This window comes from Vibrio sp. 03_296 (assembly GCF_002265885.1).
The window spans coordinates 1-20,693 of the sequence record NZ_NPKW01000029.1 but is presented as its reverse complement, the minus strand read 5'-3'; the positions used below and the strand labels follow the sequence as shown (position 1 = coordinate 20,693).

At 46.9% G+C, this 20,693-nt stretch carries 20 protein-coding genes; 5 read left to right on the top strand and 15 right to left on the bottom strand.

What is annotated here, in order from left to right:
* From treR to treC, 3 genes are all read left to right on the top strand, one after another.
* Entirely contained in the window at positions 1 to 948 is a 948-nt protein-coding gene (gene treR / locus CIK04_RS02180) for a trehalose operon repressor TreR (protein WP_097353143.1), read from the top strand.
* Positions 949 to 1,117: 169 nt separating this feature from the next.
* The gene (treB, locus tag CIK04_RS02175; RefSeq protein WP_072601060.1) at positions 1,118 to 2,542 is read left to right on the top strand and encodes a PTS trehalose transporter subunit IIBC; all 1,425 of its coding nucleotides are present in this window, start codon (positions 1,118 to 1,120) and stop codon (positions 2,540 to 2,542) included.
* Between the two features lie 66 nt (positions 2,543 to 2,608).
* Entirely contained in the window at positions 2,609 to 4,294 is a 1,686-nt protein-coding gene (treC, locus tag CIK04_RS02170; protein WP_097353142.1) for an alpha,alpha-phosphotrehalase, read from the top strand.
* Positions 4,295 to 4,393: 99 nt separating this feature from the next.
* Here treC and CIK04_RS02165 read toward each other — a convergent pair whose 3' ends face one another.
* Positions 4,394 to 4,993 (bottom strand): YitT family protein, encoded by a 600-nt coding sequence (locus tag CIK04_RS02165; RefSeq protein ID WP_011078395.1) that lies wholly within the window; start codon positions 4,991 to 4,993, stop codon positions 4,394 to 4,396.
* Between the two features lie 345 nt (positions 4,994 to 5,338).
* Between CIK04_RS02165 and glyA the strand changes: the two genes are divergently transcribed.
* Positions 5,339 to 6,589, top strand: a complete 1,251-nt coding sequence (gene glyA, locus CIK04_RS02160) for a serine hydroxymethyltransferase (protein WP_017789301.1) — start codon at positions 5,339 to 5,341, stop codon at positions 6,587 to 6,589.
* Between the two features lie 132 nt (positions 6,590 to 6,721).
* Here glyA and CIK04_RS02155 read toward each other — a convergent pair whose 3' ends face one another.
* From CIK04_RS02155 to leuS, 13 genes are all read right to left on the bottom strand, one after another.
* Positions 6,722 to 7,057 (bottom strand): hypothetical protein, encoded by a 336-nt coding sequence (locus tag CIK04_RS02155; RefSeq protein WP_039548946.1) that lies wholly within the window; start codon positions 7,055 to 7,057, stop codon positions 6,722 to 6,724.
* A gap of 199 nt (positions 7,058 to 7,256) precedes the next feature.
* Complete coding sequence (lipA, locus tag CIK04_RS02150; RefSeq protein WP_013572281.1) at positions 7,257 to 8,222, bottom strand: lipoyl synthase; 966 nt, start codon at positions 8,220 to 8,222, stop codon at positions 7,257 to 7,259.
* Positions 8,219 to 8,875: a lipoyl(octanoyl) transferase LipB gene (gene lipB, locus CIK04_RS02145; protein WP_013572280.1), complete on the bottom strand. Its 657-nt coding sequence runs from the start codon at positions 8,873 to 8,875 to the stop codon at positions 8,219 to 8,221. The genes lipA and lipB overlap by 4 nt, the downstream gene beginning before the upstream one ends.
* A gap of 178 nt (positions 8,876 to 9,053) precedes the next feature.
* On the bottom strand, positions 9,054 to 9,332 hold the full coding sequence (gene ybeD / locus CIK04_RS02140; RefSeq protein WP_011078390.1) for a DUF493 family protein YbeD: 279 nt from the start codon (positions 9,330 to 9,332) through the stop codon (positions 9,054 to 9,056).
* 122 nt (positions 9,333 to 9,454) lie between these two features.
* Complete coding sequence (locus CIK04_RS02135; RefSeq protein WP_017420883.1) at positions 9,455 to 10,636, bottom strand: serine hydrolase; 1,182 nt, start codon at positions 10,634 to 10,636, stop codon at positions 9,455 to 9,457.
* A gap of 92 nt (positions 10,637 to 10,728) precedes the next feature.
* Positions 10,729 to 11,523 carry a septal ring lytic transglycosylase RlpA family protein gene (locus CIK04_RS02130; protein WP_017420884.1) on the bottom strand — a complete coding sequence of 265 codons (795 nt, stop codon included), beginning with the start codon at positions 11,521 to 11,523 and terminating at the stop codon, positions 10,729 to 10,731.
* Positions 11,523 to 12,644: a rod shape-determining protein RodA gene (gene rodA / locus CIK04_RS02125; RefSeq protein ID WP_017420885.1), complete on the bottom strand. Its 1,122-nt coding sequence runs from the start codon at positions 12,642 to 12,644 to the stop codon at positions 11,523 to 11,525. Before rodA ends, CIK04_RS02130 begins: the two co-directional genes overlap by 1 nt.
* Entirely contained in the window at positions 12,644 to 14,536 is a 1,893-nt protein-coding gene (mrdA, locus tag CIK04_RS02120; RefSeq protein WP_097353141.1) for a penicillin-binding protein 2, read from the bottom strand. Before mrdA ends, rodA begins: the two co-directional genes overlap by 1 nt.
* 30 nt (positions 14,537 to 14,566) lie before the next feature.
* Positions 14,567 to 15,037 carry a 23S rRNA (pseudouridine(1915)-N(3))-methyltransferase RlmH gene (rlmH, locus tag CIK04_RS02115; RefSeq protein WP_011078385.1) on the bottom strand — a complete coding sequence of 157 codons (471 nt, stop codon included), beginning with the start codon at positions 15,035 to 15,037 and terminating at the stop codon, positions 14,567 to 14,569.
* A gap of 4 nt (positions 15,038 to 15,041) precedes the next feature.
* The gene (gene rsfS, locus CIK04_RS02110) at positions 15,042 to 15,359 is read right to left on the bottom strand and encodes a ribosome silencing factor (RefSeq protein WP_017420887.1); all 318 of its coding nucleotides are present in this window, start codon (positions 15,357 to 15,359) and stop codon (positions 15,042 to 15,044) included.
* A gap of 56 nt (positions 15,360 to 15,415) precedes the next feature.
* A complete protein-coding gene (gene holA / locus CIK04_RS02105; protein WP_097353140.1) occupies positions 15,416 to 16,441 on the bottom strand; it encodes a DNA polymerase III subunit delta in 1,026 nt (341 codons plus the stop codon).
* A gap of 2 nt (positions 16,442 to 16,443) precedes the next feature.
* Positions 16,444 to 16,974: an LPS assembly lipoprotein LptE gene (lptE, locus tag CIK04_RS02100; protein ID WP_017420889.1), complete on the bottom strand. Its 531-nt coding sequence runs from the start codon at positions 16,972 to 16,974 to the stop codon at positions 16,444 to 16,446.
* Positions 16,975 to 17,159: 185 nt separating this feature from the next.
* Entirely contained in the window at positions 17,160 to 19,733 is a 2,574-nt protein-coding gene (gene leuS, locus CIK04_RS02095) for a leucine--tRNA ligase (RefSeq protein WP_017420890.1), read from the bottom strand.
* Positions 19,734 to 19,855: 122 nt separating this feature from the next.
* Between leuS and CIK04_RS02090 the strand changes: the two genes are divergently transcribed.
* Positions 19,856 to 20,326 (top strand): zinc ribbon-containing protein, encoded by a 471-nt coding sequence (locus CIK04_RS02090; RefSeq protein WP_011078380.1) that lies wholly within the window; start codon positions 19,856 to 19,858, stop codon positions 20,324 to 20,326.
* A gap of 133 nt (positions 20,327 to 20,459) precedes the next feature.
* Here the strand turns inward: CIK04_RS02090 and CIK04_RS02085 are convergent.
* On the bottom strand, positions 20,460 to 20,693 hold a 234-nt coding region (locus CIK04_RS02085), incomplete at its 5' end, for a transposase (RefSeq protein ID WP_176463273.1).

Genomic DNA, 20,693 nt, shown 5'->3' with positions numbered 1-20,693 from the left:
ATGAGCAAAAAGCTAACTATTCTCGATATTGCCCGTTTGTCTGGGGTCGGTAAATCGACCGTTTCGCGGGTGCTGACCAATGATCCCAAGGTAAAACCTGAAACCCGAGCGAAAGTAGAACAGGTGATACAAGACTCAGGTTATGTGCCTTCTAAATCTGCTCAATCGATGCGTGGTGGTAGTCAGAAGGTGGTTGGGGTGATTATCTCGCGTCTCGACTCACCCTCAGAAAATCGTGCTGTCGGTAGTATGCTTAATGTGCTGTATCAAGCAGGGTATGATGCGGTGATCATGGAGAGTCAGTTCGATCGCGAGAAGACCAACGAGCACTTAGAAGTGCTGCGTCGTCGTAATGTCGATGGCGTTATTGTGTTTGGCTTTACCGATATCGATCTACAAACCTTAGCCGGTTGGCAAGATCGAGCCGTGGTGATTGCCACGCCTGCGGAAGAGGTTTCCTCTATTAACTACGATAATCAGCGCGTGATTGAGCTGGCGTTAGAACACTTGCAATCTTTATCGCTGAGCCATATCGCTTATATTGGTGTGAATAAAGAAGATAAAACCACGGGCTGGTCGCGTTTAAATGCCTACTTGTCGTGGTGCCAAAAACACGGTGTTGAGGCTCGTTATCAAACTGGCAAACTCAATCATGAGAGTGCCTATCACTTAGTTGATGGGGTGTTGGCGGACAATACTCAAGCGATTGTCTGTGCGAGCGATACCTTGGCATTGGGCGTCATCAAACGACTTCAAGAACTGGGACGCGAAGACGTTTGTGTCACAGGCGTGGGCGGCAATGAGTTGCTCTCTTTTCTTTTTCCAAAGGTGTTCAGTGTCGATCCCGGTTACAAGCAAGCGGGAGAAAAGGCCGCTAAGATGCTGATTTCTCAAATGAATGGTGAGGAAACTATCTCACACATCACTCAAGCACCGATCCAACACTAACCCTTTCATTTTTCTTGTGTTTCCGATCTAGACTGTGATCACTTTCAATTAATGGGACTGTTCCCATTTTGTTTATTTATAAAAGCTGGCAATATTAAATTAAGGAATGGGAATGTTCCCATTGTCTAAAAACTATAATTGAGTAGATCAGAATAGGGTGGACAGAGTTATGAGTAAGATAGCGCGCAAGGACGTCGAACGTCTCATCGAGCTTATCGGAGGAAATGACAACATCGCCAGTGTCAGCCACTGTTTGACACGCCTTCGCTTTGTGTTGAACGACACGTCGGCCGCCGATGTTAAGCAAATCGAAACATTGCCGATGGTTAAAGGATGCTTTACCAACGCGGGTCAATTTCAAGTGGTGATTGGCACGGAAGTTGATGCTGTCTATAAAGTGTTGCTCGAGGTTTCAGGTCAATCGGAAGCGAGCAAAGACGATGCGAAATTGGCGGCTCGTCAAAACATGAATATCATTGAGCGTGGAATCTCCCATCTTGCTGAAATTTTTGTCCCTCTGCTCCCTGCGATCATCACTGGTGGTTTAATCCTTGGCTTCCGTAATGTAATTGGTGACATCAAGATGTTTGATGGCCAGACATTGACGGAGATTAGCCAGTTTTGGGCAACGGTTCACTCCTTTTTATGGTTGATTGGCGAAGCGATTTTCTTCTTCCTACCGGTAGGGGTTTGTTGGTCTACCGTGAAGAAACTTGGCGGAACACCGATTCTGGGCATTACGCTCGGTGTCACACTGGTTTCACCGCAGCTCATGAACGCCTACTTAATTGGTAAACAAGCCCCAGAAGTGTGGGACTTTGGCCTGTTTGTGATTGAAAAGGTCGGCTATCAAGCGCAGGTGATCCCAGCTATGTTGGCTGGTGTCGCGTTGGCTTTCATTGAAACCAACTTAAAGCGCATCGTCCCTTCTTACCTCTACCTCGTGGTGGTGCCGTTTGTCTCGATCATCCTATCCGTTATTCTTGCCCATTCTTTGATTGGTCCGTTTGGCCGTGTTCTGGGTGATGGCGTGGCATTTGCGGCAAAAGCGGCCATGACGGGCGATTTTGCAGTGTTAGGGTCGATGATCTTTGGCTTCTTGTACGCACCACTTGTGATCACCGGTATTCACCATACAACCAACGCCGTGGATTTGCAGTTGATGCAAGAGATGGGGGGGACGCCAATTTGGCCGTTGATTGCGTTGTCAAATATCGCGCAGGCGTCTGCCGTTGTTGGCATCATCATTATCAGTAAAAAACATGGCGAGCGTGACATCTCTGTGCCAGCTGCGATTTCAGCCTATTTAGGTGTGACTGAGCCAGCCATGTACGGCATCAACCTCAAGTACAAGTTCCCTATGTTAAGCGCGATGATTGGTAGTGCTGTAGCGGCCGCAATTTGTGGTAGTGCTGGTGTGATGGCAAATGGTATCGGGGTGGGTGGCCTACCTGGCATTCTCTCAATTCAACCACAATTTTGGGGTGTTTACGCACTGGCGATGCTAACCGCTATTGTGCTGCCAGCAGCCCTCACTTTGGTGTTTTACAAGCGAGCAGAAGCCAAAGGCGAGCTCGAACCGGTAAACGCATAATTTCATCGATTTGGAGTGGCGAATGGCCACTCCGCTTTGTTTCTCTTCGGTAAGTGAGTCTTTACCATGACAACACGCAACACAGATGCCCATTGGTGGAAAACCGCCACTATTTATCAAATTTACCCAAAAAGCTTTTGCGACAGTGGGGCAAAGGGGACGGGAGATATCCAAGGCATCATCTCTAAGTTGGAATACTTGAAGCATCTCGGTATTGATGCAATCTGGCTGACGCCGGTTTACCAATCGCCGATGGTCGATAATGGATACGACATTTCGGATTACTACCAAATTAACCCTCAGTTTGGCACGATGGCGGATTTTGATGAGTTGCTCGAGAAAGCGCATCAGCTCGGAATCCGTCTTATCATGGACATTGTGGTGAACCACACCTCGACCGAGCACGCTTGGTTTCAATCGGCATTGGGTAACAAAAACAGTCCATATCGGGATTACTACATCTGGAAAGACCCGGTCGAAGGAAAGGAGCCGAATAATTGGCAGTCTAAGTTTGGCGGCAGCGCTTGGGCTCTGGATGAACAAACCGGCCAATATTATCTGCACCTTTTTGCCAAAGAGCAGGCCGATCTCAATTGGGAAAATCCTACGGTTCGTGAGGAAGTGAAAAACGTTATTCGTTTTTGGGCGGAAAAAGGCGTTGACGGATTTCGTCTGGACGTCATCAATCTGATTTCGAAGCAACAAGATTTTTGCAATGATGAGATTGGCGACGGGCGTCGTTTTTATACCGATGGACCGCGTGTACACGACTATCTCCAAGAGATCAGTCAAGCTGTTTTCCAAAAGTATGGCAGTGTGACCGTAGGTGAGATGTCGTCGACAACCTTAGAGCATTGTCAGCAGTACTCCTCTCTTGATGGCAAAGAACTTTCCATGGTGTTCAATTTTCATCACCTGAAAGTGGATTATCCAAAGGGTGAAAAATGGACCAGGGCACCATTTGATTTTCTACAACTCAAACAGATCTTTAATCATTGGCAAACGGGCCTGAATGGCAAAGGTTGGGGAGCGCTCTTTTGGTGTAACCATGATCAGCCACGTGTCGTGAGCCGTTTGGGTAACGATCAAGCGTATCGGGTTGAATCTGCAAAGATGTTGGCAGCCTCGGTTCATATGATGCAAGGCACGCCTTATGTTTATCAAGGCGAAGAAATTGGCATGACCAACCCAAGGTATACCGAGATTGAACAGTATCGTGATGTTGAAAGCACCAACATGTATCAGATCATGGTTGAGCAGCAGGGAGTTGACCATAACGAGATGATGGCGATTTTGGCACAAAAGTCTCGTGATAATTCACGCACCCCAATGCAATGGTCAGATGAAAAACACGCAGGATTTACACAAGGAGAACCGTGGTTAGCGGTGGCGAGTAACTACTCGAAGATCAACGCGGAAGCGGCTGTGGCGGATCTCAATTCTGTGTTCTATTTCTATAAACGATTGATTGAACTACGTAAAGAAGTGCCAGTGATCACCCAAGGTGATTATCAAGACTTATTACCCGAGCATCAGAGTGTGTTTGCCTATGCGCGGACCAGTTCGGCTCAGCAACTGGTGTGCATCAATAACTACTACGGGGAAGAGGTGGAGTGTGTATTGCCATTGGGTCTCGACATGCGTAAAGCGAAATGTTTGCTGTCTAATTACCAAAATCGACCGAGTGCCATGGCTTCACATCACCAAGTACTCAAACCTTACGAGACTCGTATTCTCTTGATTGAACGTTAAGTTTGTTGTTCGTTGTAAAGAACGCTAATGGCACGCCCCTAATACGTTCAAAGGCTTTGGAAGTTCCAAAGCCTTTTTTTGTTACATGGGAGAAACAGGTTATTGATAACGAACCGAGTATCGATGCGGCTTATGATTCATTGCGAGTACTAAATTCAACGCAAAAGCGCCGAGAATCGACAGTGCGATCGTGGTCGGGCTGACAAAGAAAAAGGAAGCAAATAGGATGGTTGCATCAATTGCCATCTGCGATTTCCCCACTGAAACACCAAATTTATCTTGGATGTAGAGGCAAAGCACGTTAAAGCCCCCCAAACTGGAGCGATGACGAAATAGGATAAGCATTCCTAGGCCCATTAACAGCCCACCCGCAATCGCGCAGTAAACTTCATTGATATGCTCAACAGAGATTACTAAATATAGGTTATCGGCAAAAATTGAGACTAAACCACCAGAAATGGCACTATTAAAAGCAAAGCGACGCCCATAGCGTTTCCAAGCCAATAAATAGAAAGGGCAGTTCGCCAAAAAATACAACATTCCAAAAGTGAATGGAGTAAACTGAGTGACTAACAGAGCAAGCCCAGTTGTCCCGCCTGTCAGTAGATTGGCTGATTGCAGAAAAAAGACGCCTTGGGCGACGAGAAAGGTGCCGGTTAATATGGCGATCCAGTCTTCTCTACGTGAGTGTTTTTCCATCAGTGGTTAAATTTCATTTGCGATTGAGGGCGTGCATAGTAGTAAAAAGCTGATCTTTTTGGTAGCTAGCGGGCTAAAATTAGGGTAAACCTATGTAATTGTTGTTTTACAGGGTGTGAAACGCAAAATTGACACTTTAGATTGCATTTTCGCTTAAGGACAAAGCCAAGATGAAATCTTTCACATGTCATCATGAAGAAACTGCATAGAGAAAAATGAATTTTCTCTTTATGACCTGGATCAAATTATGTAGAATGCGCGCCATTATGGTGACGAAAACGTTTGCGTTGGGTCATTAACCAGTTTTTTTGCAACTTTCAGTCAAATCTGAGTCAGGAGATACAGATGCTTAAGCGTGATATGAATATCGCTGATTACGATGCGGAGCTATTCGCAGCTATCCAGGAAGAAACTCTTCGCCAGGAAGAACACATCGAGCTGATCGCTTCAGAAAACTACACAAGTCCACGTGTAATGGAAGCTCAAGGCTCTCAGCTAACCAATAAGTACGCTGAAGGCTACCCAGGCAAGCGCTACTACGGTGGTTGCGAGTACGTGGACAAAGCTGAGTCTCTAGCGATTGAGCGTGCATGTAAACTGTTTGGTTGTGAGTACGCGAACGTTCAGCCACACTCTGGCTCTCAAGCTAACAGCGCGGTTTACATGGCACTTCTTAACCCAGGCGATACAGTTCTAGGTATGAGCCTAGCGCACGGTGGTCACCTGACTCACGGTTCTCCTGTAAACTTCTCTGGTAAGCACTACAACGTCATCCCTTACGGTATCGATGAAGCTGGCCAAATTAACTACGACGAAATGGAAGCGCTAGCGCTTGAGCACAAACCTAAGATGATCATCGGTGGTTTCTCAGCGTACTCTCAAATCGTTGATTGGAAGCGCATGCGTGAAATCGCAGACAAAGTTGACGCTTACCTATTCGTCGATATGGCGCACGTTGCGGGTCTTATCGCAGCAGGTGAATACCCAACACCTGTGCCACACGCGCACGTAGTAACGACAACGACGCACAAAACGCTAGCAGGTCCACGTGGTGGTCTTATCCTGTCTAACGCTGGCGAAGACATGTACAAGAAACTGAACTCGGCCGTTTTCCCTGGCGGTCAAGGCGGTCCTCTAATGCACGTTATCGCGGGTAAAGCAGTAGCGTTCAAAGAAGCGATGGAACCTGAGTTTAAAGCTTACCAAGCGCGCGTAGTGAAAAACGCAAAAGCGATGGTGGCTCAGTTCCAAGAGCGTGGTTACAAAATCGTATCTAATGGTACAGAAAACCACCTGTTCCTTGTTGACCTAATCGACAAAGACATTACAGGTAAAGATGCTGACGCAGCACTAGGCGCAGCAAACATCACGGTAAATAAGAACTCAGTACCAAACGACCCTCGTAGTCCGTTTGTGACTTCGGGTATCCGTGTTGGTACGCCAGCGATCACTCGCCGTGGCTTCACTGAAGAAGACGCGAAAGAGCTAGCAAACTGGATGTGTGACGTACTAGACAACATCGGCAATGAAGCGGTTATCGAAGCAACGAAACAGAAAGTACTAGAAATCTGTAAGCGTCTACCTGTTTACGCATAAGATTTTGGCTACTTGAACATCAAAAAGGCTTCCGGATGGAAGCCTTTTTCATTCGTACATTTCTTAGTTAAAACAGTAAAAGGAACAAGAAAAGTCACCATTCAACCAAGAGCGTTGGCGTAGCGACAGCCATTACTTGTCTTTAGAAATGCTTAATAGCGAACCTGACTTACATTGGAACGAGTAGTAGCTATTGGTTTCGCTAAACTTACCTAAGCCTTCACCATCACAGTAATCGATATTGATATCACGCATTACATTCAGTGTCTCTTCACTGTTTAGCGCAAACTTCGCACCATCAGCGCATACGATGCGGACGCGTCCGTCTTTACTGACTGAGTAAAGTTTCACTTCGGTATTGCATAGCTCAAAGGAGGCTTCGCGGTAGTTATCTTGTGCGGTGTTTTGTTGGGCGCAACCTGCCAAAAGAGCTGAGGCGAATAGGGCGATAAAACCTAATTTGTTCATCTAATCAATCCTACTTTTTTGAAAATTTAGAATGCCATACGCAATGCGATGGATATGCGTTTGCATCAAGCCTATAGAATTGACCAATAGATGACAAGCAATTCATGTCGTGAAGGCTGGATAGACAAAGATTTAAGACAAATAAAAAGCTGGTTATCAATACCAGCTTTTTATTTTTCGAGGCAATCAGTGCTTTGGCTTATTTGACTTCTAAGCCTTGCGCCTGCATATCGGCATGATAAGACGAACGTACAAATGGACCACAAGCGGCATGAGTAAAACCAAGTTCCAGAGCAATCTCTTTAAGTTCATCAAATTCTGCTGGTGGAACGTAACGCTCTACCGGAAGATGGTGGCGACTTGGAGCAAGGTATTGACCGAGTGTCAGCATGGTCACACCATGAGCACGAAGATCTTTGAGCACTTCAACGATCTCTTCTTTGGTTTCACCTAAACCCATCATGAGTCCCGATTTGGTTGGAACATCAGGATGTTGCTCTTTGAACTTCTTCAGAAGATCCAATGACCATTGGTAGTTTGCCCCTGGGCGTACCTTACGGTACAGGCGTGGTGCCGTTTCCAAGTTGTGGTTGAACACGTCTGGCGGATTATCTTTTAGTGCATCTAGCGCCACGTCCATACGACCACGGAAGTCAGGAACCAATGTTTCGATACGAATATGTGGGCTTTGAGCGCGAATTTCACGGTTACAATCGGCAAAATGTTTTGCTCCACCGTCACGCAGATCGTCGCGGTCAACGGACGTAATCACCACGTATTTGAGTTTCATGTCGGCAATGGTTTTTGCCAGCTTCGTGGGTTCTTCTGCTTCCGGTGGAAGAGGTCGGCCATGGGCAACATCACAGAATGGGCAACGGCGAGTACAAATGGCACCTAGAATCATAAAGGTTGCCGTACCGTGGTTAAAGCACTCCGCCAAGTTTGGACAAGAAGCCTCTTCGCAAACCGAGTGCAGATTATTTTTACGCATAGCGGATTTAATATCTTGAATGCGTTGGCTATCTGCAGGCAACTTGATCTTCATCCAATCAGGCTTGCGTAGGACCTCTTTTTGCTCTGTCGGCATGTTCTTGACGGGAATCAGAGCCATTTTGTCGGCGTCACGATATTTAACGCCTTTTTCCATCTGGATTGGTTTACTCATGCTTCTCTTACTTCTGCTTCTGTGCTGAATTCAACTTGCTCATAACCAAGCAAATTTACCAGTTCTTTGACTAATTGTTGCTCAACGAGAGCGATGTCCGTGGGGCCTCCCAGTTCACTCACCTGAACCATCTCCATGCCTTGATAACCACATGGGTTGATTCTCAAGAAAGGGGAAAGGTCCATATTTACGTTGAGTGCGAGCCCGTGGAAAGAGCATCCTTTGCGGATGCGCAGACCTAACGAACATATCTTTCTACCGTCGACGTAAACGCCGGGTGCATCCGGTCTGGCTGCGGAGTCGATATTGTATGCTTTAAGCGTATTGATTACGAGGTTCTCGATAGTCGTGACGAGATCTCGCACACCCAATTTTTTGCGACGTAGGTTGATGAGGAAATAGGCCACCAGTTGACCTGGTCCATGATAAGTCACTTGCCCGCCACGATCGCTTTGCACAACAGGAATATCACCGGTATTGAGAAGGTGCTCCGCTTTACCCGCTTGGCCTTGGGTAAAAACGGGGTTGTGTTCAACCAACCACACTTCGTCCGGTGTTTCCTCGTTGCGTGTATCAGTAAATTCATGCATTGCTTGCCATACTGGCAGGTAATCTCGACGGCCAAGTCGTTTTACAACTAATTGGTTTTGCATGATATTTCCTGTTATCGCTTAGTAAAGTTTTTGCATTATAAACCTGTTCACGGTTGGGAACTATATTTGTTTCACAACTATTTAACGCATTTGGCCGTGCTTAGGTTTTTATCTGTCTGATAAATATAAAGAAAGCAGCTATAAGCTGCTTTCAAAAAAAATTTAATTTATCAAAAAATTATAGAACCATGCGTACAATGTCGATTTCGCCGAGCTCTTTGTACAGCGTTTCAACCTGCTCGATAGAGGTGGCAGTGATGTTGATAGAAACCGAGTGATAGTTACCTTTTGCACTCGGTTTTACTGCAGGGCTGTAATCTCCAGGAGCATGGCGCTGAATCACTTCCAACACTTTCTCTGGCAGTTCAGGTTTTGCGTAACCCATTACCTTGTATGTAAATGAACAAGGGAACTCAAGAAGATCTTTCAGTTTGGCATCAGAGTTGATGGTGAGCATTGAGGATAACTCCAGTTAGATATTCGGTTATGCGGGGCGCAATAGTAACGTCTGTTTTATGTGAACTCAAGTACAACAAAGCCGCCAAATTGGCGGCTTTAGGCTAACAGTCTGTTTTGAAATTAGAACAGGCTCTTAAATAGCAGTACTAGATAATCCCAAAGACGGCTGAATAGGCTGCCTTCATCTACAGACTCAAGAGCCAGTAGTGGATACTGAGCCACATCTTCACCATCGACTTGGTAGTAAAGCTTACCCACCACATCGCCTTTCTTAATCGGAGCTTGAAGTTCTTTTTCAAGTACAAAACTGGCGGTGAGGTTTTTCGCTTGACCACGAGGTAGCGTGACGTAAGTGTCTTCGTTTACACCCAATGCTAGGGTGTCTTTGTTACCCATCCAGATTTTCTCTTCGACGAAAGTTTCACCAGCTTTGTGCGGCGCAACAGTTTCGAAGAAACGGAAGCCGTAACTCAGAAGTTTCTTACTTTCTGACTTACGTGCGTTCATGTCTTTGGTGCCCATAACGACAGCGATAAGACGCATCTTACCTTCAGTAGCAGAGCTCACTAGGCTGTAACCTGCATTACTGGTGTGGCCCGTTTTGATGCCATCCACATTCATGCTTTTATCCCACAACAGACCGTTACGGTTGTACTGGGTAATGCCGTTATAGGTGAATTTTTGCTCTGAGTAGATACGGTACTCATCCGGCACATCACGGATCAACGCTTGGCCAAGGAGCGCCATGTCGTACGGCGTTGAGTATAGGTTAGCATTATCCAAACCATGTACGTTGGCAAAATGAGTGTTGGTCATGCCAATAGAACTTGCCCAAGCGTTCATCAGATCAACAAACGCATCTTCTGACCCCGCAATGTGTTCGGCCATCGCGACACAGGCATCGTTACCAGACTGAACGATAATCCCTCGGTTAAGATCTTTTACTTTTACCGTGGTGCCCACTTCGATAAACATTTTTGAAGAGTCTGGGAAGTTCTTTGCCCATGCATTCTTGCTAACCACAACGTCATCTTCAGGGCTGATGTTGCCGCGCTCTAGCTCTTGACCAATTACGTAGCTGGTCATCATTTTTGTTAGGCTGGCAGGCGAGAGTTTCGTATTCATCTCTTTTTCAGCCAGGACTTTGCCTGAATGGTAATCCATTAGAACAAAACCTTTCGCGGCGATTTGTGGCGCGTCAGGCACCACAACTGGAGCAGCAGAAACTGAGTAAGCCAGCGTTGCAGAAAGTGCAAGGGAAGAAACGAGAGTGGATTTCACAATTTTTGTTGTTTTGTTCATGGTAATTCAATTTTTTTGGTTAATTGTCCATATCTTAACAGATTCGCACTGTAAGTCAGAGCGTCTAACACTAGAAAGTGTCGTGTCAGTTGTCAACGAGTTATGGCTCGCTTTCTGATGAAGGCGCTTTCATGACCCGCCAACTTAACCTGATCCAAGATCTGTTGCGTCAGCGTAAAGTCAGTAAATGGCCCCAACATGAGACGATGCGTATCGTCGGTGCTTTCTAAGAAAGACTCTGCATTCAGGCTTTGACCAAGATCTTGTCCTAAAGTTCTCGCTCGTTCGGCAGATTTTGAACTTAATACTTGAATGAAATATTTGGGATGATTTTCCAGCGCCTTAGCATCGGTTGGTGGTTCAAAGTTCAATACTTCAATTTCCACATTGGCGGTGCCCGTTTTTAGTACATCCAGTTTGTAAGCGGCGGCGTAGCTCAGATCAATAATACGTCCTTCGTGGAAAGGACCACGATCGTTCACCCGTACAATGGTGCTTTTGCCGTTGTCTTTATTGGTCACTTTCACGTAACTGGGCAATGGCAGGGTTTTATGCGCTGCTGTCATCGAGTACATATCGTAGATTTCACCATTCGAGGTGAGATGGCCTTGGAATTTTTTACCGTACCAAGAGGCAATGCCAGACTCTTTAAACCCTTTTACATCGCGCACAATTTTGTAGTCTTGACCGCGCAAAGTGTAATCTTTGTTTCCACCTAAGCTGTATGGCTCATAACGCGGGTGGGCATCTTCGATATGCTCGACGGAAATCGGTTGGTCGGGAGCAACATCTGATTCTAGGCTATAGCGCCCCTCTGGTTTTGAGCTACAGCCCGCTAAAAGCGATGCGCCGCAAAGTAAACTGAAGATAACGATGGATTTATTCATTAATTGGCCTTTGAGAATGCTTTACGGTGAGTATGGATAGACATCAGAATACCGAAGCCCGCCATCAAGGTAACCATGGAAGTGCCGCCATAACTGATGAGTGGCAGTGGTACACCCACAACAGGCAAGATACCGCTGACCATGCCGATGTTAACAAAGATGTAAACGAAAAAGCTCAACACAATACTGCCTGCCATCATACGACCAAACGCAGTTTGTGCTTGAGACGCCAAGTAAAGCCCACGACCGATGATGAATAGGTACAGCGACAGCAGCAGTAAGAAGCCAATCATGCCCCATTCTTCGGCAATCACCGCAAAAATGAAGTCGGTATGGCGCTCAGGAAGAAACTCGAGTTGAGACTGTGTCCCTTGCAGCCAGCCCTTACCAGATATGCCACCAGAACCGATGGCGATTTTACTCTGAATAATATGATAGCCCGCACCAAGAGGATCTGACTCTGGATTAAAAAGGGTTCTTACACGCACTTTCTGATACTCGCGCATCAAGAAGAACCACAAAATTGGGACAAATGCGGCTAACGCCAACGCTGCCGCACCAATGATGCGCCAGCTGATCCCCGCTAAGAAGATAACGAAAATACCCGAGGCTGCAATCAGAATAGACGTGCCGAGGTCGGGTTGTTTGGCGATCAAAATGGTTGGAATGAACACCATCACCAATGCGATACACAAGGTTTGGAAGGTAGGGGGCAGTGGTCGTTTACCAATGAAGCGCGCCACCATTAATGGTACCGCTAGTTTAAGCAGTTCTGAGGGCTGAAAGCGGACGAAACCAAGATTCAACCAGCGTTGTGCCCCTTTTGACGCTTCACCGAAAAAGAGTACGCCAAGAAGAAGGACAACGCCGCCAACAAACATTAAAGGGGCTAATGATTCGTAGGTGCGTGGTGAAATTTGCGCTAACACGAGCATCACCACGATAGAGAGTGCCATGCGCATCGCTTGGCGATCCATCATCGCCAAACTTTGACCGCTGGCACTGTACATCACAACTAAGCCAAACCCCATTAGGACCAAAATGCCCAAAAGAAGTGGCAGGTCGATATGAAATCGCTCAAACAGAGCACGATTTTTTCCGGTTGCTGGATCGAGTTTCATCAGTGTTTGACCTCGTCACTGTCTTTATCGAGTAACACTTTATCAAAAATACGTCTTGCGACAGGGGCACCATTGGAAGAGCCGCCGCCCGCGTTTTCTAACACTATGGTGACGATGATTTTAGGATCGTCAAATGGCGCAAAGCCAGTAAAGAGAGCGTGGTCGCGTAAGTGCTCGGCCAGCTCATCGGCGTTGTATTCTTGGTCTTCTGCCAAGCCAAAAACCTGCGCTGTACCTGATTTACCTGCGGTCATGTAAGACATACCGGTGAATGAGCGTCGCGCGGTGCCTTTCTTACCGTGGTTTACCAGCCTCATGCCTTCTTTCGCTAAGTTCCAATATCTATCTGGTACGTTCTGAATCGGCGGATAAGTGACGTAATCCGACAACACTCGACTGTCGAACGCATCACCGTTCTCAATCGTCGCACGTAATAAGTGGGGTGCGGTGACATTTCCTTCGTTTACGAGCACGGAGGTGGCTTTAGCAAGTTGCATTGGTGTTGCTGTCCAGTAGCCTTGGCCAATACCAACAGGAATGGTGTCACCTTTGTACCAAGGTGTCTTATGACGAGACATTTTCCAATCTCGAGTTGGCATGTTGGCTTTGCTTTCTTCAAAGATATCGATGCCCGTGTAATCGCCAAAACCAAACATGCTCATCCAATTAGAAAGACGATCAATACCCATGTCGTAAGCGATTTGATAGAAAAAGGTATCGACCGATTCTTCAATGGATTGTACCAAGTTCACTCGACCATGACCCCAACGCAGCCAGTCACGGAATGGGCGTGTATCGGAGTTAGGTATGCGCCAATAGCCAGGATCGTTTCTGGTCGTGTTTGGTGTTACCACACCTTCTTGCAATGCAGAGACGGCGATAAAGGGTTTGACGGTCGAAGCGGGGGGGTAAATTCCCAGCGTCGAACGGTTCACTAACGGGCGGTTTTTGTCGTTGAGAAGATCACTGTAACCTTTGCCTGAAATGCCGTGGACGAACGCATTGGGGTCGTAGCTTGGGCTCGATACCATGGCCAAAATGCCATTATCTTTTGGATCCAGTACGATCGCACTGCCTCGTCTACCGTCGAGCAGCTGATGAACATAGGTTTGCAGTTTGATATCAATGTTCAACACAATGTCTTTGCCAGGTACTGGCGGAACAAATTTGAGCGTGCGGATGACCCGCCCACGGCTGTTGACCTCGACTTCTTGGTAGCCTGCCGTTCCGTGTAGCATGTCTTCGTAAAATTTCTCAATGCCAAGCTTGCCGATATCACGTGTTGCTTGATAATTGGCTTCTTTGCCTTCATCACTCAACCGTTGCATGTCTCGGTCGTTGATGCGTGATACGTAGCCAATCACATGAGTGAGAATTTCGCCATAAGGGTAGTGGCGTTTCAACGTGCCAGAAACTTCGACGCCAGGAAAACGGTATTGGTTCACGGAGAATACCGCGACTTGTTTTTCTGTGAGTTGATTGAGAATCGGGACCGATTTGAAGCGACGCGTGCGTTTTCGTTCGCGATGGAAACGTTCGATTTGTTCTGGCGTGATTTCAAACAGGGTTTGTAACTGAGCAATCGTGGCATCCATGTTTTTGACTTTTTCCGGTGTGATTTCCAAGTCAAAAACCGGTCTGTTTTCCGCTAATAACACGCCGTTGCGATCATATATCAAGCCACGATTGGGTGCGATGGGCACCACTTTAATGCGGTTGTCATTCGAGCGGGTTTTGTAATCTTGATACTGGTTGACCTGAATGTTGTATAGGTTGGTCACCAGTACGCCCATTAAGGCGACGATACCGAAAAAAGCCACAAGAGCACGATTGGCAAACAACCGTGCTTCGGCTTGGTAATCTCGTATCGTGGTTCGGCGTTTTCTCATCATTAACGCAGCGTCTCACTCATTGGGCTGAACTTATTCTCGATGATAAGGGTGATTCGTGGTGATACTCCACGCACGATATAAACTCTCGGCCATCACAATGCGCACTAACGGGTGAGGTAAGGTGAGCGCTGAAAGAGACCAACTTTGCTCAGCAGCGGCTTTGCATGCCGGTGCTAATCCTTCTGGGCCACCAATCAAGATTGAGACATCTCGACCATCCAATTTCCACGCTTCAAGCTGTTGTGCCAACTCTGGGGTATCCCATTTCTTTCCTGGAATATCGAGTGTGACAATGCGATTGCCTTTGGGAATGGCGGCCAACATCGCTTCGCCTTCTTTTTGTAAAATGCGGGCGATATCTGCGTTTTTGCCTCGTTTACCCGCCGTGATCTCAATGAGCTCTAGTGGCATATCGTGTGGGAAACGACGGCGATATTCTTGAAAACCTTCTTCAACCCACTTTGGCATTTTTGTGCCAACGGCGATCAACTGAATTTTCAAACCATTAACCCCAAAGTTTTTCGAGTTGGTACAGCTGGCGGTGTTCTTCTTGCATTACGTGTAGCATCGCATCACCCATATCCAGCACTACCCATTCGCCTTCGTTTTCACCTTCCATGCCTAATGGCTGAAGGCCTACTTTTTTTACTTCATCAGCGACGTGATCAGCAATCGATGCCACATGACGTTTCGATGTGCCAGTGCAGATGATCATATAATCTGTCACGCTGGATTTGTCTTCCACGTTCAGAATTACGATGTTTTCTGCTTTCATATCGTCGGCTTTATCAGCCAAAAAGTCTTTTAGTTCTTCGCGAAGCACGAATATTTCCTCGGTGTTGTTCTCTGTTTTACATGCGCGCGCAATATAGCACGCTTTTAACTTTTAAAAGCTAACTCTACGTCAGGGAGAGACATCTCGACGCTTAATTGCTGCAGAATTGGCCATACCGGTTGCTCATACTGGGTTTTGGCCAGAATTTCTGCCTTGGCAAGCAAGGCGAGCAGTTGTCTCAGCTTAGTGCTCTTGAGTCGAGTTAAAGCCGCAGTGTAGAGCGGTTTCTTGTTTTGCCAAATTCGGTGCTTTTCGAACACTTGCATCATAGAGCTTTGCTGCAGTTGTTGCTGCATTTGTAAAAGCAATAGCAGTTCTTTTTGCAATGAACGCAACAAAATAATCGCTTCAATGTCTTCTGCTTCAAGTTGACGCAAGATTTTTTGGCAGCGGTTGGCTTTTCCTTCCAATAGTGCGTCAATCCAGTGAAAAACAGTAAAGTGATTATGTCGGCTGAGGGATTCCTCCAAGCGAATCAAGTTGAGCTCGCCGTCTGGATAGAGCAGTGCCAGTTTCTCAAGACTTTGAGAAAGGGCAAATAGATTGCCTTCATGCCATTGCGCTAGCATTTGTATCGCTTGTTGGTCTGGTTTTAAATTCAGCTGACGGCAGCGATTTAATACAAACTGTGGCAGGCGTTGATTATCGGGTGTTAGACAACTGATCCAGTGGCCTTGCTGGCTCAATGTTTTGAACCATTTTGCGTTTTCTTGCGCTTTGGTGAGTTTGCTACCAATGACGACTAACATGATATCGGCATGCAGCATCTGAGCGACAGAAAGCAACTCGTTAGCGATGGAAGCGTTGACGCCACTTTCTGGCAGTTCAAGTTCAATCAGCTGGCGGCTGGAAAAAAGACTCAGAGCTTGGCAGCAGTCATAGACTTGATTCCAGTCTAAGCTTGCATCCACGGCAAAGCGGTGACGCTCTTCAAAACCTTGTTGAAACGCCGCTTTTTGAATAGCAGAGCGGCTTTCTTGGATCAGTAGCGGTTCGTTCCCGAAAATCAAATAGACCGGTTTGAGTTCTTTCGTCAATTGCTGAGCAAGGTTATCGGCAAAAATTCGCATAATTACTGATTACTTGAGTTGACGGTTTGTTCCTCGTACTCCGCTCGAAGGCGACCTAGTTGACGCATCATTTGGCTGGCCGCTTGGTTGCGCATTTCATCCTCGATAACTTCACGTTCCACCGATTTTGCGAGCGCTGTCAGCGGGTTATCGAGGTAGTTGCGATTGACGGTGGTTTGGAAGCTTTGAGTGCCGAGATCGGGCACGGTAACTCGGTAGCTCACGACGTAAGTCAGCTCTTTTTCAGCGGCACGGCTGTTTTGGTAAAGCGATAAAGTGCGCTCTGAGATGTTCTCGCCAATCAAATATAGGTTTGGAACTGTTTCAGCGGGAGCGACGAGATTGACTTTATTCAGAATCAATTGCGCTTTCACTGAACGAGTGAGCGGGCTGTAATCATCGTAGCTGGTAAACGAGAGTGTGCTTAGCTCTTCAGGAACGGAGTACTCACCACGTAAATGAAAACCACATGCAGACAACATGGCTGATAGAACCAAAATGGATGAGAATTTAAACACGGACGTAAAACGCATTGAGATGCTCTTCTTGATGTTCAGAAAACGGGCTACCGCGAGCCGCGCGACGATTAGACTTATCTAAAATCACTCTGTGCTAATGATTTTAGATAAGTAGGGGTAGGCAAGCTACCCCACACTTTGACCAAGATGAAGCGCGTTGGTTCGCCTCATCCGGTGGTTTTTCTCTCTTGAGATCGTGATCAGTTCGCCACGATGCTCAATAGTTTGCCTGGTACATAAATCACTTTACGGATAGTCACGCCGTCTAGGTGTTTAGAGACGTTTTCTTCGTTAAGACCGATTTCTTCAACTTGCTCTTTGGTTGCGTCTGCAGCAACGGTGATTTTACCGCGGACTTTGCCGTTTACCTGAACAACAATCAGTTTTTCGTCTTCAACCAGAGCTTTCTCATCGTAAGTTGGCCAAGATGCGTTGTCGATGTCTTGCTGGCCAAGTGCCGCCCACATTTCGAAACAGATATGCGGAGTGATTGGGTACAGCATCGCAACAACCGCTTTTAGCGCTTCGTCAAGGATCGCACGATCTTGTGCAGATTCTTGTGGCGCTTTCGCCAGCTTGTTCATCAACTCCATGACCGCAGCGATCGCGGTGTTGAACGTCTGACGACGCGCAACGTCATCGGTTACTTTGGCGATGGTTTTGTGAACGTCACGACGAAGTGCTTTTTGATCACCAGAGAGTGCTGCGGCATCGACTGCTTCTGCTGCGCCTTTTGATGTGTGCTCGTTCACTAGTTTCCAAACACGTTTTAGGAAGCGGTTAGCCCCTTCTACGCCAGACTCTTGCCACTCGAGAGTCATGTCTGCTGGAGATGCGAACATCATGAACAGACGCACCGTGTCTGCGCCGTATTTGTCGACCATCTCTTGTGGGTCGATACCGTTGTTTTTCGACTTAGACATTTTGATCATGCCTGAGTGTTCGACGCTACGGCCTTCGTTGTCGACAGCTGAAGTGATGCGACCTTTGCCATCGCGCTCAACTTTCACTTCCGTTGGTGATACCCACTCTTTGCCACCTTTATCGTTGGTGTAGTAGAAGGCATCTGCCAGTACCATGCCTTGACACAGTAGTTGCTTGAACGGTTCGTCAGACGTAACGTAGCCCGCATCACGCAGCAGTTTGTGGAAGAAGCGAGAGTACAGTAGGTGCATACACGCGTGCTCAATACCGCCGATGTATTGGTCTACCGGTAGCCAGTAGTTGGCTTTTTCTGGATCTAGGATGTCGTCAGCTTGTGGTGAACAGTAACGTGCGTAGTACCAAGAAGACTCCATGAACGTATCGAAGGTGTCAGTCTCACGTAGAGCAGGTTCGCCGTTGAAGGTTGTCTTCGCCCACTCTTTGTCGGCTTTGATTGGGCTCGTTACGCCGTCCATGACCACGTCTTCTGGAAGAATCACGGGTAGTTGGTCTGCGGGTACAGGGTGAACTTCACCGTCTTCAGTGGTGACCATTGGGATTGGAGCCCCCCAGTAACGTTGACGAGAGACACCCCAGTCACGTAGACGGAAGTTAACGGTCTTAGTGCCTTTGCCTTCTGCTTCTAGCTTGGCTGCGATGGCATCGAACGCCGCTTGGAATTCTAGGCCATCGAACTCACCTGAATCGAACAGCACGCCTTTCTCTGTGTAGGCCGCTTCAGAGATGTCTAGCTCGCTGCCATCAATTGGCTTGATTACCGGAATGATATCTAGGCCGTACTTAGTGGCGAACTCGAAGTCACGTTGGTCGTGTGCCGGTACTGCCATGACAGCGCCTGTGCCGTAATCCATCAATACGAAGTTAGCGACGTACACTGGCACTTCACGGCCGTTTAATGGATGAATAGCAGTAAGGCCCGTCGCCATACCTTTCTTCTCCATGGTCGCAAGTTCAGCTTCAGCGACTTTGGTGTTCTTACATTCTTCGATGAACGCAGCCAGCTCAGGGTTGCTCTCAGCCGCAATTTTCGCTAGAGGGTGACCTGCTGCGATACCGACATAAGTCACACCCATGAGTGTGTCTGGACGAGTGGTGTACACTTCTAGGTCTTGTTGACCTTTTACTTCAAACTTGAGTTCCACACCTTCAGAACGACCAATCCAGTTGCGTTGCATGGTTTTCACCATTTCTGGCCAACCTTCAAGCTTGTCTAGATCGTCAAGCAGTTCTTGAGCGTATTCTGTGATTTTGATGAACCACTGAGGAATCTCTTTTTGCTCTACAGGTGTGTCACAACGCCAGCAGCAGCCGTCTTCAACCTGTTCGTTTGCAAGAACAGTTTGATCGTTTGGACACCAGTTAACAGAAGAGGTCTTCTTGTAAACCAGGCCTTTCTGGTAAAGCTTAGTGAAGAACTCTTGTTCCCAACGGTAGTACTCAGGGGTACAAGTGGCGAATTCACGGTTCCAGTCGTAACCAAAGCCAAGAAGCTTAAGTTGGTTCTTCATGTATTCGATGTTTTCATAAGTCCAAGGAGCAGGCGCCGTGTTGTTTTTCACCGCTGCGTTTTCTGCAGGTAGACCGAATGCGTCCCAGCCGATTGGCTGCATGACGTTTTTGCCTTGTAGGCGTTGGAAACGAGATACTACGTCACCGATGGTGTAGTTACGCACGTGACCCATGTGCAGTCGACCACTTGGGTATGGGAACATAGAGAGGCAGTAGAACTTCTCTTTGGTTGGATCTTCAGTCACAACAAATGTTTTGTTGTTGTCCCAGTGCTGTTGAACTTTCTGTTCAATATCTTGTGGATTATATTGTTCTTGCATCGATGGTATCCGGTTATCTTGGAATTTGTGAGTTCGGTTAGAACAGATTGAAATAGATCGTCATAGAATACCTAAAGGTACCGTGCACAACAATAGCCAATCTTTACAGATGGAGGACTGCCATGCCGAAACGTAAATCCGGTTATGAAGAAATGTTGGAAGATGTCATTGAGACACTCAAACATAGCCCAGATGAAGTAAACAACGTCCTAGAAACGTCTGGCAAGGTGATATCAGCGGCGAATGATATGACTAAAGATGAGTTGGCGTTGATCTCTGCGTATGTAAAAGCGGACTTGAAAGAGTTTGCTGACAACTATGAAGAGAGCAAAAGTGGACCATTTTACCTCACCATCGCCGATTCTATTTGGCAAGGTTTGCTCGAAATTACTGACAGAACCAAAGTGGAATGGGTTGAACTGTTTGAAGATCTTGAACATCAAGGCCTCTACGAAGCGGGAGAAGTGATAGGGCTTGGTGTGTTGGTGTGTGATGAATGTGGTCACAAAACCTCCTACAATCATCCAACCGTGATTATTCCTTGCATCAAATGCGGTCATAAGGGCTTTAGTCGCCAAGCGTTGAAACCGTAATCACGCCCTTTTGGCTCACGTGAGAAACAGAAAAGGTACGCCAGTGCGTACCTTCAGATTGATGACGAACCCCGCTTTTTAAGTGGGGTTCTTTTTTGGAAGCGACCGTAGGTCGCGATCGTGATTTTTTTTGTTATATCGTGCGCAGAAGTTTCCATTCATTACACGGGTATACAGAAGCAAGTATCTGCCTTATTTCTGCCATATTTAAGCCCATTTTTCGTAGATAGTTCACCACCAACGCTATCTTCTTGATGTTTTGGGCTGCCGCTGCCAACCAACATTGCATTTGCACATTGGCTAGACCTCGGAAGCGAGCATAACGATGACCATGATGTTGCTTGGCATCTGCAAAGCTCCGTTCTAC